Below are 15063 nucleotides of genomic sequence, written 5' to 3' on the forward strand. Positions count from 1 at the left end.
ACCATGGAATCTCCCACAGCGGCTTCGTAGCCCATTGCTGTGGGAAGCGGCCTTGGCCGCGAATGCCCCCGGCCCGTTGGTGATTCGCTTGCCAGCAAGCTTCCCACGGCGGCTTCGTAGCATGATCTGTGGGAGCCGGCCTGCTGGCTGGCACGCTAGCGTGCGGCGTCTCAGTGAGCCTGCAGGGCACCATGGAATCTCCCACAAGCGGCTTCGTGGCCCATTGCTGTGGGAAGCGGCCTTGGCCGCGAATGCCCCCGGCCCGTTGGTGATTCGCTTGCCAGCAAGCTTCCCACGGCGGCTTCGTAGCATGATCCGTGGGAGCCAGCTTGCTGGCTGGCCCGCTAGCGTGCGGCGTCTCAGTGAGCCTGCAGGGCACCATGGAATCTCCCACAAGCGGCTTCGTGGCCCATTGCTGTGGGAAGCGCCCTTGGCCGCGAATGCCCCGCTCCGTTGGCCATTCGCTTGCCAGCAAGCTTCCCACGGCGGCTTCGTAGCATGATCCGTGGGAGCCGGCCTGCTGGCTGGCACGCTAGCGTGCGGCGTCTCAGTGAGCCTGCAGGGTACCATGGAATCTCCCACAAGCGGCTTCGTAGCCCATTGCTGTGGGAAGCGGCCTTGGCCGCGAATGCCCCGCTCCGTTGGCCATTCGCTTGCCAGCAAGCTTCCCACAGCGGCTTCGTAGCATGATCCGTGGGAGCCAGCTTGCTGGCTGGCACGCTAGCGTGCGGCGTCTCAGTGAGCCTGCAGGGCACCATGGAATCTCCCACAGCGGCTTCGTAGCCCATTGCTGTGGGAAGCGGCCTTGGCCGCGAATGCCCCGTTCCGTTGGCCATTCGCTTGCCAGCAAGCTTCCCACAGCGGCTTCGTAGCATGATCCGTGGGAAGCTGGCTTGCCTGCCAGTGGGCTCTCGACTGCAAAAGATTCGCCAGCCCTTCTCTTCTGGCGAATCCGACTGATCCCAGAGTTAGACTTCGGAACGCGAACGTTTTGTCTTCGGCAGGTTCTGGTCGGCAGCGAGGAGGTCGATGCCGTCCAGGATCATGGAACGATCCCGGATTTCGAGAGCATCGAAGCACTTTCTTCTATAGTCTTCCGATGTCTGGAACTTCCCCAATGCTTTTCTGAGTGGCTCCAGCACGGGATAGGCGGCTTCCGCCTTGGCAACGGCCAGCTTCCGGACAAAGGTTTTCTCCGGACCTTCCAGATCAGCCAAGGCACCCCGGTAAGCCCAGCCACGTTCATAGCGATTGAGCATTTCCTCCAAGGTGAGGTTATGCACGTCACGCAGCTCCCAGCACACCGCTTCCAGGAACGGAAGCCGCTCGGGCATATCGAAATTGGTTTGCTGCTGCATATTCCTGGCCCTTTATTCCTAACCTTATGATGGAAAAGGGAATTATGACCCTGCTCCGCTATTCGAGTCAGATGGCGCCTTTCGTAATCCCGGAGACGGAAGTCAACCTTCAACTGGCGGTTTAGCGAAAGCCCAAAGCGGCGTCTAATCCGTCAGATTCATAAAAAGGAGGCCAATCAGGAAGCAAGGAAAAAAGAGATGGCCGTTCTTGGGGGGGGGATTAGAACGGCCATGCTTTCAATACCTGAAAGAAGGGGTCTCACTGATTGGCACCCGTTGGGGGCGGGTGTGACCGAATCCTTGGTCGCCAGCGAGGTCTCTACTCTCTCATAAGTGCGGGTAACTGTGTGTAAAATGCCTATAAATCAGTTTTCTAGTGTTATGCGTGTCACATTTTGGCGGCTTCCCATGGCCAACCATCCTTTACCCATCGCCCGGTTGAGGGCACGGATCAGAGCCTGAAGGGAGGCGGTGAACACATTCTGGTCCCGGGCCACGCCAAACAGCTGCCGGGTGCCCACCCGGATTTCCACGTAGGCATAAGCCTCCGAGTCGGCACCGTCACCGGCGGAATGCTGATGGTAGTCGGCGATGTCGCAGGTCAGCCCCAACCGGGCGCAGGCATCCACCAATGCTGATAATGGTCCGTTGCCGCTGCCTTGCAGGGTGAATTCGCCTTCCGGCGTTTGCAGGGCGCCACGCAGACGCGCTTGGCCGTCGGCGGTGGTCACCACCGGATCCCGCAGCGCCAGAGGGGCTGCTTCGAACAGGTACTCCTTGCGGAAGCACTCGAGAATCATGTCGCCGGTGATTTCGCGGCCGGTTTGGTCGGCGATCAGTTGCACCGCGGTACTGAACTCCATTTGCAGACGGCGGGGCAGAGTGATGCCGTGCTGTTCCATCAGATAGGCCACGCCGCCTTTGCCGGATTGGCTGTTGACGCGGATCACCGCTTCATAGCTGCGTCCCAGGTCCGCCGGGTCCACCGGCAGATAGGGCACTTCCCAAAATCCTTGCGGATTGCTGGCGCGGGCGGCGAAGCCTTTTTTGATGGCGTCCTGGTGGGAGCCGGAGAAGGCGGTGAAAACCAGATCGCCGGAATAGGGGTGGCGTGGATGCACCGGCAACTGGTTGCAGTATTCCACTTCCCGCTGGGTGTGGTGGATGTCGGAGAAATCCAGGCCCGGGCTGACGCCGGCGGCGTACAGGTTCATGGCCAGGTTGAGCAGGTCCAGATTACCAGTGCGCTCGCCGTTGCCGAACAAGGTGCCCTCGACCCGCTCGGCGCCGGCCAACAATGCCAGCTCCGCGCTGGATACGCCGGTGCCGCGATCATTGTGCGGGTGCACGCTGATGATGACGCTGTCCCGCCGGGAAACGTGGCGGCAAAACCACTCGATCTGGTCGGCGAACACGTTGGCGGTGGCGACTTCCACGGTGGTGGGCAGATTGAGGATCATCTTGTGCCGTGGCGTGGGTTCCATCACGTCCATGACCGCCTCGCAGATTTCCAGAGCGAAATCCTGCTCGGTGAAGCAGAAGGTCTCCGGGGAGTATTGGAAAGTCCAGTCGGTGTCCGGATAGCGTGCCATCTGCTCCCGGATCCGCCGGGTGGCTTGGGTGGCGATGTCGATGCAGCCCTGGCGGTCCACATTGAACACCACTTCACGAAACACTGGCGCGGTGGCGTTATAGACGTGGACGATGGCGCGGGGCACGCCTTGCAGTGCCTCGAAAGTGCGCTCAATGAGATCCTCCCGGGCCTGGGTCATCACCTGGATGGTGACGTCGTCGGGGATGGCGTTGGTCTCGATCAGCTCGCGCACGTAGTCGTAGTCGATCTGCGAGGCCGCTGGGAAGCCCACCTCGATTTCCTTGAAGCCGGTACGTACCAGCAAGTCGAAGAAACGCCGCTTGCGCTCCAGGCTCATGGGATCGATCAACGCCTGGTTGCCGTCGCGCATGTCCACGCTGCACCAGACCGGCGGGTGCCGCTGGACCCGGTCGGGCCACTGGCGGTCCGGCAGCTGGACGGTCTGGAACGGGCGGTATTTGCTGGACGGGTCCTTCAGCATCATTTTGATTCTCCTGCTATTCGGGGGGCATCACCCGCTGGTGATGCCGCGTTGTCCTGATCCGCCAGGTAGTGACGGATGGCGTGTTCGGCCTGGCTCAGATGGCGGCGTAGCCGTGCCAGGGCACGGCTCTCATCGCCACTCCGCGCGGCATCGAGCAGGGCTTCGTGGTCGTCGTGGGCCTGGTGGCCGGTGCCCATGGCGGAAAGATGGAAGCGCAAGAAGCGTTCCTCCTGCGCCAGTTCCTGCTCGATCAGGTACAGCAGACGGGCGTTGCCGGCCCGCCGGTAGAGCGCCATATGGAACTCCCGGTTGAGACGGGCGAGGGTGGCGCTGTCCCTGGCACGTCGCAGGGCGGTCAGACAGGCGGAGGCTTCGGCCAGGTCGGTATCGCTCAGATGCGGCAAGGACAGACGCAGTGCTTCGGGCTCCAACAGCAGGCGCACGCCGTAGGTATCCATGGCGTCCTGGTTGATCAGTGCGGTTACCACGGCACCTTTGTACGGCTGGATGTGCAGCAGCCCCTGGGACTCCAGCCGGCGCAGGGCCTCACGCACCGGCATGCGGCTGACGCCGAACAGGGTGGCGATCTCTTCCTGGCGCAGCGGGGTTTCCGGGGGGATGCGACCATCCATGATGGCCTCACGCAGCGCGCTTTCGATCACGTCCCGGGCCAGATGAGCCGGGGTCTCGGTGGGGGTGAAGACACCGGAGAGCGTGGGAATGGGTTTGCGGGGCACAATGCACCTCTAAATTGGATCCTGGATCCAATTTAGAGTATGACGGTAAGGCGGTGCTGTAAATAGATGGGGCGTGTTTTGCGTTCGCTGGCAAGCCAGCTTCCCACAGCGGCTCCGTAGCGCTTTCTGTCTGTGGGAAGCTGCCTTGGCAGCGAATATCCGAACGTTAGGGCTATGCCGCGATTCAGCGGCAGTTCCCGGCCTTGCGGTAGCCGGCGGCGCGGGCGGCGGCTTCGCTGTCGAAGTCCACCCGGTTACCGGGTTTCATGGCGTTATAGCTGGGGCAGCCCTGGGGCAGATGGTAGACCTTGCTATTGCGGTTGCCATGGATCGGGCCCGTGGATCGGGTGCTTTCGGTGCTGGCTGGTGTCTGACTGGCACTGGCCACGGAGGAGACCAGGCCTTCGCCGCTGTTGCGGTGGTTCAGCGTCCAGCGTTGTTCGCCGGTAACGAACGGATTGGAGTGTCCCATGATCGTGGCGATGCGCCGGTCCCGCTGGTGTTCCCAGGCGGATACCGGATGGCTTCGGTCCCAGGCCATCAAGAGCCGTTGCTGCTGTTTGCTCAGGCGCAGGTCGTATCGGTCGGCCATGTAGAAATAGACGCGGGCGACCTGGCCGCGCAGTGCCGGCGGCGGTTGCGCGGTACGGTGTTTGAAATCGACCTTGAAATCGCAGGCGCCGTATTGGGCCGCCACGTTCCGAACCGGGCCAAAGTTGTAATTGCTGCGATCCCCGTTGACCTCGCCCACCACCGGGGTGAGGTTGTGCATGTCCGCTTCCATGACCCGGAACACGGGATCCTCCGATACGCAGTTGCGGCGCCCGCCGTTTTGCCAGCACTGACGTTGGCGGCCAAAGTTGGAGGCGGGAACGATATGTTCCCATTCAATGCGCGCGGCCCGGTTGGCCTGGGCGCGCACCTGATAACCGCATTCCCGCAGATGTACGCGGCCGCCGGTGCGGCCGGTCCAGTCCCAGGTGCATTGGCAGTAGGCGTCGCCGACCTGATTGCGATCGTTGTAAACATGATCACGCAGTTCTTTTTTTGCTTCGGCGAAGTGTTGTGGCGCGGCCAGAGCGGATAAGGTGAAAAGACAAACGAAGAGAGCGGGGAGCCCGCGTTTCAATAATGCCATTAACAAAAATGCCTTGTTTTACAGCGTGAAGTGAGCGGCGCGCAGTATAGCGACTTGACCGGCGGGGGAAAGGAAAATGCGCGGTGGTAAGGGACTACGAAGCCGCTGTGGGAAGCTGGCTTGCCAGCGAACCGGGCCTGGGGATATCAACTTGCGCCGATTCGCTGGCAAGCCAGCTTCCCACAGTGGCTTCGTCGGATCGGTAAGCGGATCAGCGTTGTGCGCCCGGTATGGTTCGTATTCATGAGAGGGTGCTATAGTCCGGCCAGCACTGATCACGGAGGTTCTATGAAAGGCACATCCCGATGCCGTGGTGCTCTGCTGGTGGCCGTCGCCACGGTGGCACTGACCGCCTGTTCCGAGCCCACTATTGATGGCGGTTCGGAACAGGCGCTGCAAACGTCCATCGCCCAGGTCCGTGATGGTTTGCCGCCGGAGCAGGCCGACCGATTCGAGCAAGCGCTGCAGGTGATCGCCTCGGATAAAGCGAATTTCGCCGCCTCCGTGAAAGGCGACCCGCAAGACGTGGAAGAAATTCTGCGGCTCGCTCTGAATGGCAAGACCGGCAAGGCGGTGATCGCCCAGGCGGATCGCATTCAACAGGCCCGGGAACAGGCCCGCCGTGACAAGGCGGAGCAAGAAATTCAGGCCCTGGAAGCGGAGAAAGCGAAAGCGGATCAGGATCAGGCGGCGTTGTCCCGATTCCAGGTGGCCTCGGCGAATTTCTTCATGAAGGACCGCAAGATGTTCGGCAAGGAACCGGTGATTGAGCTGTCGGTGGTGAACGGTACCGACAAGCCGGTGTCCCGTGCGCATTTCCAGGGACGTTTCATCAGTCCGGATCGCAGCGTGCCCTGGTTCGACGAGGATTTCAGCTACGAGATTCCTGGTGGCCTGGAGCCGGGGGAAAAAGCCAGCTGGAGTCTCTCGCCGAGCCGTTTTGGCCCTTGGGGGGAACCGGATGTTCCCGAGGACGCCAAATTCAGTGTCACGGTGGTGGGGCTGGATGGCGCGGAAGGGGAGCCGCTGTTTGAGGAACACGAGTTCAGCGAAACCGCGGGCCAGCGTCTGGCGGAGCTGAAGGAACGATACCGGGCGGAATAACCCGGTTCAGTCCTCCGGCACATAGATCATGCGCCCGTCATCGAGACGGTAAGTAACGCCGGCCCGGGACCCTTGGCCCTGGCCGACTTCGCCGTTGGACTCGTAGCGTGTCAGTTCCTGCCCGTCCTTGATGGTGATGCGCATGTCGGCGTCGCCCGGGTTTTCCACCACCACCACCTTGTCCCGCGAGAACGGGCTCAGTGGGTTTTGCGCGATGGTCACCATCAGAATGCCGATGATGACCAGGAACAGGTCGATCAGGTTGATCACCGAGAGCATCGGATCGTTGGCGTCTTCGTCGTCGAGAAAACGCATCAGAGTCCGCCTTCCTGTTGCCGCTGTTTTTCCAGCTCGCGCAGGTCCTGCAACAGCCAGCGCCGACGCACGGTGAGAATGAAAAAGCAGAGGCTCGCTGCCAGCAGAGCCAGGATCACGGCGGAGAACGCGGCGACCATATTGCGGCCGACGCTTTCGGCGTCGTTGTTGCCAAGGGCCAGCAGCGCCGGCCCCATGGGAATCATGGTGGCGATCAACCCGAGCATGGGGGCGGTGCGCGAGACGATGCGCAGCCACTCCAGCCGGCGCAGGATCCATAATTCCAGATCATCGCTGTGCGGCATTGAGTCGTGCCGCCGGGCAAACGCGAACAACCCGCCGGCCTGGCCGCCCCGGCGGCGTTGCCAGGCTTCCATCAGGAAAGCGCCAAACGTCACCAACGCATAGGCCAGGGCGAGGGCGATAAGGATCAGCACCGGCGCCAGAAAAAGACGGGACACGGTGTAAAGCAGGGTTTCGATGTCGGCAAAAGCGGTCATGTGTTTCTCTGGATTCGATTTTCCGGGAGCGGTGAACGGGTAAGCGGGGAGCGGGCTTGCCACAGAGCGCCGGCGCCAATCAGAAGCAGCATCAAGCTAAAGGCCCAGAGCAGCGGGGGAGCGTCGTCCGGGGATTCAGCGGCGACCGCCTCCATGACCTGTCCCTGAACCGCCTGGGGCTCATTGGCGTCGTTGGCCGAGGGCGGCTGCGCCGGGTTGGGGGTGGCATCAGCGTCCGGTTTGGCGCCGCCATCAAGCCCGAAGCCCCGTGCCATGTCGGCGATGAAGCGGCGGGTCATTTCCGCGCCGGTGTCCACCTCGAACTGCTCCGACAGGGTTTGCCAGCGTTGCGCCAGTTGACGGCGGGTTTGCTCGGAAGCGTCCCAGTAGCCCTTGCGGATGGCCTCGGCCATGCGTTCCAGCATTTGTGCCTGGGCGGTGGGATTGTGCTGCTCGAACCACTCGTTGGTGCCCAGTTCACGGCTGTCGGTCACGTAGGTATCGAACAGCGACTGCCACTGGTCGTCGCGCACGGTACTGGGATCCATGGCCTGCCAGCCGAACAGATTGTTGGTGGCGTTGAGGACCTGCAGGGTGCCGGCGTAACCTTCCTGCTGCATGGCGCCGATCCATTGCGGGTTGAGATAGCGCACGCGCAGTTCGTCGGACAGGAACCGCTCCAGGCCGGCGGTGTTCACATCGCCGCTGCGCAGGTCGGAGATCAGCAGTTGGGGCGCCTCACCGTCCAGATGCCGGATCGCCGACGACAGCCCACCGAGAAACTCGAACGGATGGTCGGTGGAGAGTACGCCGTGCAGGTTTGATGACCGCGACATGATCGCGGCCTGGGCGCCGCTCAACTGTTGCGCCAGCAGATTGGTGTCGCCGGGCAGGTCGGCCTGGCCGTTAGTGCCATAGGCGTGGCGGTTGCTGGCCAGAAAGCGGCGGGCGAGGTCGTCGTCGTCGTCCCATTCGGTGGAACGCAAGGCCAGATCGGGGACTCCGGTGCCGTACTCCCCCGGCGCGCTGGAGAAAAGGCGATAACCGGCGGCCCGTGCCGCCTGATCGGAGGACAGGCCCTGTTCCGTCAGGACCGAGGCGATGCGCCGGCTGTTGGCGGCGATCGGGTTGTCGGGCTCGTCCAGTTTGGCGAGGCGCTGCAGGGCGTCATCGAGCAGCGACATGAAGCTGTCGAACTGATCGCGATAGACGCCGGTGACCTGCACCACCACATCGGTACGCGGGCGGCCCAGTTGCTTCCGGGGAATGATCTCCAGATTCGTGACGGTGCCTGAACGGTCCCACACCGGTTGCAGACCCAGGGCGTGCAGGATTTGCGCTTCGGTGACGCCGAAGTGCCGGATCGCCTCCGACGACCACAGGCTGAACGCCAGCTTGGTCGGCCACTGGCCGTCGTGTTCGGCGCGGAAGGCGTCGAGCAACTGCCGATAGGCGTCGGCGCCGGCGTCGTAGGCGGCCCGGGAGGGAATCTTGTCCGCTTCGAAGGCAAACAGGTTGCGGCCGCTGGTGGTGTCCGGATTGCGGATCGGATCGCCGCCGGCGCCGGGGGCGACGAACCGTCCGGCCAGGCCGGCGAGCAGGGCCTGGTTTTCCTGCGTGTCCTGCAACTGTCGGTCCCGTTGCCGCGCTTCACGGGCGAATTCCGCCAAGTCTTCGGGCAGGTCGTCGCCGCTGTCCGCTTGCAGCATGCGTTTGACGGTCTGGTAGGGCAGGGTTTCGGTCAGCTGATTGTGATCGGCGGCGAACAACTCGTTTCTGTCCACGCCAAGCGCGCTATAGAACGGCTCGCCGAGCTGTTGCATCAGGGTGCTGATGCGGTGGGCCTCGGCGGCGGGCTGGCCAAAGGTGTGCAGCCCCAACGGCATCGCCGTGCGCGCCAGCTCGTGCATGTGGTCGTGCAGGTGATGGAAAAAGCCTTCGAAATCCTGATCGATGCGCGCCGCACTCCAGCCGATGTCGTCGTGCAGATGCGCGGTGACGGCGGCATCACGAATCCGGGCCCGGAGCTGATCGTGCACGCCGCCGTCGTCCACCTGCTGGTATTCGTGTATCAACTGATGCAGGTCGCGCAGTTGATCGTACAGGCCGGCCGGCGCGAACGGTGGCGTCTGGTGGCTGATGGTGACGGCGCGGCCGCGCCGCTTGGCCTGAATGGCTTCGCCGACGTTGTCCTGAATATAGGGATAGAACACGGGCAGAGCGCCCACCGCCAGCCACGGATAATCGCTGGCGGCGAGCCCGCGGTCCTTGCCCGGCAGCCATTCCTGAGTGCCGTGGGTGCCGAGGTGAATCAGCGCATCGGCGCCGTATTGGCGTTGCAGGTACAGGTAGCTGGCCAGATAACGGTGGGCCGGTACGCTGGCGGTGTCGTGGTAATGGGCGTAAGGATCGGCGCCGCGCGGCGGTTGGGGCATCACCAGCAGATGGCCGAGCCGCCAGCGTGGAATGACGAAATAGCGCCGGCCGTCGATCTCGCGCACCGCCGGGTCCTGCGTTGGATCGCCGGTTTCCAGCAGCGCGTCCCGGCGCGATGGCGGCAGTGAAGCCAGCCAGCGTCGGTAGTCCTCTACCGGAAGCTGCGCCGCCAGATCGTCTTCGAGCAAGGCCTCCAGGGGCTCGCTGCCGTACAATCCTCCGAGCAGGCGTTGGCCGGTGGCGATCACTTGCTCCTCGTTGACCGGCTCGCCCACCGCGTAGCCGTCCGCGGCCAGCGCCGCCTGGATCGAGACCAGACTGAGCGGCACATTCAGATTCGAGGCGCCCAGATTTTTCTCGCCAGCGGGGTAATTCCAGTACATCAACGCCAGTTTCTTGTCGGCCGCCGGCGTATGTCGAAGCGCCACCAGTTTTTTCAGCTTGGCGATCAGCGCGTCGGCCTGCTCGGGCAGCAGGTCATCGACGCCGTTGGTGGTGGCGGAGAGCACGGTGGGGTCGCTGATGCCCCAGCCTTCCGGCGTGGCCAGAAACACCGCCGTGGTACGGGGCGGCACGCCGCTGGCCGCGTCTGGCCAGTCGGCGTCCTCACCGTCGCGGAAGCGCAGCGTCTGGATCACCGGGATGTCGAGATCCAGGAAGTCCTGGCTGCGCGCCTTGCCATCGCGCAGGTGGGTCAGGTTCACCAAGGCGTCCGCCTCCGCGCCGTTGAGCAGGCTGCTCAGACTTGTTCCGTCAGCGCCGTCGAACCAGAGCACCACGGGCAACAGATTCGCCGCCTCCGTCCGTTGAATCAGCGCGTCTATCTCCCGGGTCAGCATGTCGGCGACCACGCCCCGGTGAATGACAAAGGCGACACGGCCATTGGCGCTCTGTTTATGCGCGCCGAGGTACCAGCTCAAATAGGCTTTCGCGGTTTTGAAAACGTGCGGTGCGTCAGGATGGTAAAAGCCGGTGGCGGGCAGCGCCCTGGCGGTTTCCAGCAGGGTGGTGGCGGGGCGGGCACCGTCGTTCACCGCGCGGATCAGGGCAAAGAAACGGTGGAAATTCTGCTCGCCGCCGGCGGCGTACAGCGACGTCAACGCGCCGCCGTAACGATCGTCCAGGTGTGTCCAGAGCGGCCGTCCGCCACCGATGATCAGCCGGGGCTGTTGGTCCGCCGCGAGGTTGTCGACGATGCCGCTGACCCGGGCGCGGTCATTGGGACGCGGCACGTCCAGGACCAGCCAGGACGCGGTGGCGACCGCCTCGCGCAGTGCCGGCTCGGAAGCCGTGTCGATATTCAGGTGGGTCAGGGTGAGTTCCTGTTCCGTGGCGAAGGGCTGCAATTGCTGGAACTTTTCCGCTGAGACAAAGCCGTTGTGCAGCACCAGGACCACCGGTGTGGCGGCGGCGGAACGATTGGGCATGGTCAACAGTACGGCGACCCATAAACCGCACAGCATCAACCATGAGGACGGCGACGTTGATCGACTCATCAGAACGTCGCCGTCAGGCCGACAAAGTAGCGCCGTCCTTCGTCGGCGCGGTCATAGAGATCAGGGTCGTCATTGGCCAGACGCTCATCAGTGAGGTTTTCGACACCGGCGTGCAGGCTGATTTCTCGGCTGAAGGCGTAGTCCACGTAGCTGTACAGTAGGGTGCGATCAGGACGGTCGCGCTCGGTTTCGGAGCGGTACTGGGAGCCGACGTACTCGGCGCGGAAGCGGGTGCTGATCCGGTCGGTGGTGTCCCAGATGAGCGTGGTGTTGGCGCGATGGCGGGAGCGGTCCGCCAGGCGCTCGTCGTTGGTACGGTCGCGGGCATCCAGATAGGTATAGTTGGCTTCCAGCCGCCAGCGCTCAAGCAGAACCACCGCGGCGGTCAGCTCCAGTCCGCGCAGGCGCGCCTTGGCGATGTTGTCGTATTCCAGACAGACGTAACCGGGCTCGAAGCAGGTCGGCTGGCGCACGGTTTCGATCAGGTTGCGCACATCGTTGTGGAACAGGGTGGCGCCGGTGGACCAGCGCTGCTGGTTGTAAGTGGCGCCCAGTTCAAAGGAACGATTGGTTTCCGGTTCCAGGTCCGGGTTGCCGCGAATGATGCCGCGCCCGCCCATGGCCGCCCGGGACTCGAATTCCGGTGACAGTTGTTTCAGGGTCGGTGCCTTGAAGCCGTGACCGGCGCCGGCCTTGAAGGTCAGCCGGTCGGTGGGGTGGAACATCAGGTAGGCCCGTGGGCTGGTTTCCCAACCGAAGTCCTGATGACGATCGAAGCGGCTGCCGAGCACCAGCTCCCATTTGTCGCCAAGAAAGATCTCATCCTGGGCGAAGGCGGCATAGTGGGTCAGGTCGTCTTCGCCTTTGCTGTTGATGTTGGGGTCTTCCAGTTCCTCGCGGCGCATCTCGCTGCCCACGGTGAATTTATGGGTGTCGGCGACGATCCAGCCGACGCGGCCGTCGAGCACGGTGTCGGTGAACCGGTTGGGGCCGGTGGTATCCGCGCCGTCACTGCGGTAAGTCTCACGATCCAGGGTGCCGCGATAGAGGCGGACCTGACTGTTGCCCCAGCCCCAATCGCCTCGGTGGGAGAGAGAATAACGGCGGCGCTGCACGTCATTGTCGGATTGGTAGGGGCTGGCTCGGCTGCTGCCGCGAACGCCTTCCAGAGTCTCGTTGCCGGCGTCCACGGAGAGATCGACGCGCTGATAGGGGGCCGGTGTCCAGGTCAAACCCACATGGCCACTAGTGGCGCGTTGTTCGTCCAGGGCGGTGAGTTCGGGGTCGGCGGCGTCGAGCAGGGCGTCGCGACGGCGGTATTCACCCCAGACGTTAACGCCCAATGTGCCCGGTAGCAGCGGCCCGCCGGCATAGAAGCCGCCTTTGTAGTGATTGCCGTCCAGGCCGTGATCGCTGATCAGGGCCTGGCTGCTGAACGAGCCCTGCCATTGGTCGGTGGCGGAACGGGGAATGATATTGACCACACCGCCCAGCGCTTCCGAACCGTACAGCGACGACATCGGGCCACGGACCACTTCCACCCGCTCAATCGCTTCCACCGGCATCCAGCCCAACTCGAAGTCCGAGTGGGCGATGGCGGAGGCGGAGCTGTTGATGCGTTGTCCGTCGATCAGCACCAGGGTGTGTTCGGAACTCATGCCCCGGATCGAGATGCCGCGCCTGCCCAGACCGACGCTCTCCACATCGATACCGACGGCACTCCGGACCGCATCGGAGAGATCGTGAACGGGCCGTTGGCGCAGATCATCGCCATCGATCACCGATACGCTGGCGGGGGTATCCGCTTCGTTCCGTTCCGAGGTCGTGGCGGTGACCACGATGGCCGGCAATGTGGCGGTTTGATGGTGCGGCGTGGACTCCTCGCCGATGGCCGGGTTGGCGGTGACAATGGCGGAGAGCGGCACAAGGGATACCAGCGAACGTGGAAACATCGGAGCCTCACGAGAAGGGCGCCAGGTGGCGCCAAAAATGAATAAGGGCGGCAAGGGCTCTGTTCCTCCCCCGAGGAAAGAGCCGGGTGGACCGGTTCCAAGGGTGGTTCCGAATCCGAATTTAAATTATGTTATATCATAACAATTAAGAAACCAACACCATCCTTCCTGAACAGGAGTGCCTCATGTCTGAAGCTACCGCCACGTCTTCCATGGACCGGCCGCCGACGGAAGCGGCGCTGCGGCGGATGCCCAAACGTGACTACATGAACCGGCGGCAACAGATGTTCTTCCGGCAGCGTTTACTGGCGATGAGAGAGGCGATTGAAGCGGATCTGGCCACTTACCGCCTGGCGTTGCAGTCCGATGAGCGGCAACCGGACGCCTTTGATCTGGCCAGCGCGGAGGAGGACCGGCGCTATCTTTTGAGGACCATTGAGCGCAACGTCGGGCTGCTGAAAAAAGTGGACGGTGCCTTACGACGGCTGGCTACCGGCGATTATGGTTACTGCCTGGAAAGCGGCGAACCGATCGGTATCGAGCGGCTGCTGGCCAGACCGACGGCGGAGTATTCCATCGACGTGAAAGCGCGCCAGGAAAGCCGGGAGAGGCATTACGTTCATCACCGTTCGTGATCGGAGCAAAAATCCCTTTTGATTCGGCCTCCCGCTTTGTAATCGCGAACGCATGTGGGGCGCGACGATTTCCTACAGACCTCCCTTGCTCGTTTGCTAGTCTGACCCCAATTACCTCGGTTAAGAGCCTGTTCACGATCTTTACGCCGCCGCGCCGGAGTTCCCTTCTCTCCTGGTGGAAAGTGTCGTCAGGTCGTGATTTCGATTGTGCTATGTAGTCCGTCTACATGAACAAGCGTAATCACGGCCTGGCGGAAAAATACCCGGAGGGCACAGGGGGGCCGGCCCTTCGGGTTGCGCTGGCGTAGAGATCGTGAACAGGCTCTAAGGAACTCTGATGTCCCAATGCTCCATGGATGAAGAGTTCAGTGACTGAGCATCTTGCCAATTATAGCAATTTGCTATAATTTGGTTTCGTAGCTTCAAGGAAGATCATGCACATCATCACACAGAAGCGAATCTGGGAGGCCAGGGAGAAGTGGCCGCGGGCATCCACGGCGCTGGATACATGGTACCGACTGATGAAGGTCAGCGAACCCAAGGACTTCGCGGCGATGAAGAGCATCTTCCCGGCGACCGACAAAGTAGGGTGCCATCATGTGTTCGACATCGGTGGCAACAAGATCCGTTTGATCGCCGTCGTTCACTACCGCTTCAAGCGGGTTTACATTCGCGCCATTCTCGATCACCGCGAGTACGACAAAGGCCAATGGAAGGAGTAATCCATGACCGCTATTCTTGATCAAGCCGCCATGCACTGGGCTCACATTGCGCCATTGCTTGATGAGCCGGAGAACGAGGCGGATTACGATGCCAAGGTCGAGGCGCTGGATGAGCTGCTCGACGTCATTGGGGACGACGAGCAGCACCCCCTGGCGAGTCTGGCCGCGCGCCTGGGGGATGTCATCAAGGCCTACGATGAAACGCACTGCCCGATGCCTGATGTGGCGGGCATTGATGTGCTGCGTTACCTGATGCGGGAGCATGGGGTAAACCAGAGTCAGTTGCCGGAAATCGGGGCTCAGTCCGTGGTCTCTTCCATTCTTTCCGGCGGACGAACGCTCAACTGGCGCCAGATTTGCGCCCTGTCCGAGCGATTCGGCGTTCCCACCGATGCCTTCAAGGACCGATAGCGTTGGCTACCCGGAAGCAAGGCAATCTGAAGGGGGCTGAACGCGAAACACGTATTTGATGTGAAAAAAGCGTGTAAAAACGTAAATGGAGCTGCAAAGGGAACGTAAAGATGGCCAAAGATGCACTACACTGCCGTTTACGATAAAGGAGGGTTGATTCGCTGGGACGCGGTTGAATCGT

General features: G+C 62.4%; 12 protein-coding genes. 4 read left to right on the forward strand and 8 right to left on the reverse strand.

The annotated features are described in order from the left end of the window. Nucleotides 1-968 precede the first annotated feature (968 nt). From E0L37_RS18535 to E0L37_RS18550, 4 genes are all read right to left on the reverse strand, one after another. A complete protein-coding gene (locus tag E0L37_RS18535; RefSeq protein ID WP_133493148.1) occupies nt 969-1358 on the reverse strand; it encodes a hypothetical protein in 390 nt (129 codons plus the stop codon). 365 nt (nt 1359-1723) lie between these two features. Next, nucleotides 1724-3436, reverse strand: coding sequence for a 2-isopropylmalate synthase (leuA, locus tag E0L37_RS18540; protein ID WP_133493149.1), 1713 nt, complete (start codon nt 3434-3436; stop codon nt 1724-1726). Further along, the gene (locus E0L37_RS18545) at nt 3433-4173 is read right to left on the reverse strand and encodes a GntR family transcriptional regulator (protein ID WP_133493150.1); all 741 of its coding nucleotides are present in this window, start codon (nt 4171-4173) and stop codon (nt 3433-3435) included. The genes leuA and E0L37_RS18545 overlap by 4 nt, the downstream gene beginning before the upstream one ends. A gap of 184 nt (nt 4174-4357) precedes the next feature. Next, nucleotides 4358-5311 carry an endonuclease gene (locus E0L37_RS18550; protein WP_133493151.1) on the reverse strand — a complete coding sequence of 318 codons (954 nt, stop codon included), beginning with the start codon at nt 5309-5311 and terminating at the stop codon, nt 4358-4360. Nucleotides 5312-5599: 288 nt separating this feature from the next. Here E0L37_RS18550 and E0L37_RS18555 point away from each other — a divergent pair, with 288 nt between their 5' ends. Then, nucleotides 5600-6415: a DUF6694 family lipoprotein gene (locus E0L37_RS18555; RefSeq protein WP_133493152.1), complete on the forward strand. Its 816-nt coding sequence runs from the start codon at nt 5600-5602 to the stop codon at nt 6413-6415. 6 nt (nt 6416-6421) lie between these two features. On the opposite strand, the gene E0L37_RS18560 is transcribed toward E0L37_RS18555, so the two are convergent. From E0L37_RS18560 to E0L37_RS18575, 4 genes are read right to left on the reverse strand one after another with little or no spacing between them, the layout of a single operon-like run. Then, nucleotides 6422-6730, reverse strand: coding sequence for a DUF2149 domain-containing protein (locus E0L37_RS18560; RefSeq protein ID WP_133493153.1), 309 nt, complete (start codon nt 6728-6730; stop codon nt 6422-6424). Beyond that, complete coding sequence (locus E0L37_RS18565) at nt 6730-7230, reverse strand: MotA/TolQ/ExbB proton channel family protein (RefSeq protein ID WP_133493154.1); 501 nt, start codon at nt 7228-7230, stop codon at nt 6730-6732. Before E0L37_RS18565 ends, E0L37_RS18560 begins: the two co-directional genes overlap by 1 nt. Continuing rightward, on the reverse strand, nt 7227-11162 hold the full coding sequence (cobN, locus tag E0L37_RS18570) for a cobaltochelatase subunit CobN (protein WP_205655650.1): 3936 nt from the start codon (nt 11160-11162) through the stop codon (nt 7227-7229). The genes E0L37_RS18565 and cobN overlap by 4 nt, the downstream gene beginning before the upstream one ends. Next, complete coding sequence (locus tag E0L37_RS18575) at nt 11162-13114, reverse strand: TonB-dependent receptor domain-containing protein (protein WP_240687506.1); 1953 nt, start codon at nt 13112-13114, stop codon at nt 11162-11164. Before E0L37_RS18575 ends, cobN begins: the two co-directional genes overlap by 1 nt. Before the next feature lie 185 nt (nt 13115-13299). On the opposite strand from E0L37_RS18575, the gene E0L37_RS18580 reads away from it, so the two are divergent. From E0L37_RS18580 to E0L37_RS18590, 3 genes are all read left to right on the forward strand, one after another. Further along, nucleotides 13300-13749: a TraR/DksA C4-type zinc finger protein gene (locus E0L37_RS18580; RefSeq protein ID WP_133493155.1), complete on the forward strand. Its 450-nt coding sequence runs from the start codon at nt 13300-13302 to the stop codon at nt 13747-13749. A gap of 434 nt (nt 13750-14183) precedes the next feature. Beyond that, nucleotides 14184-14471: a type II toxin-antitoxin system HigB family toxin gene (locus E0L37_RS18585; RefSeq protein WP_133493156.1), complete on the forward strand. Its 288-nt coding sequence runs from the start codon at nt 14184-14186 to the stop codon at nt 14469-14471. Between the two features lie 3 nt (nt 14472-14474). Next, nucleotides 14475-14882: a type II toxin-antitoxin system HigA family antitoxin gene (locus tag E0L37_RS18590; protein ID WP_133493157.1), complete on the forward strand. Its 408-nt coding sequence runs from the start codon at nt 14475-14477 to the stop codon at nt 14880-14882. Nucleotides 14883-15063: the final 181 nt, after the last annotated feature.

Source organism: Alcanivorax sp. 24, assembly GCF_004360225.1.
Lineage (GTDB): Bacteria > Pseudomonadota > Gammaproteobacteria > Pseudomonadales > Alcanivoracaceae > Alloalcanivorax > Alloalcanivorax xiamenensis.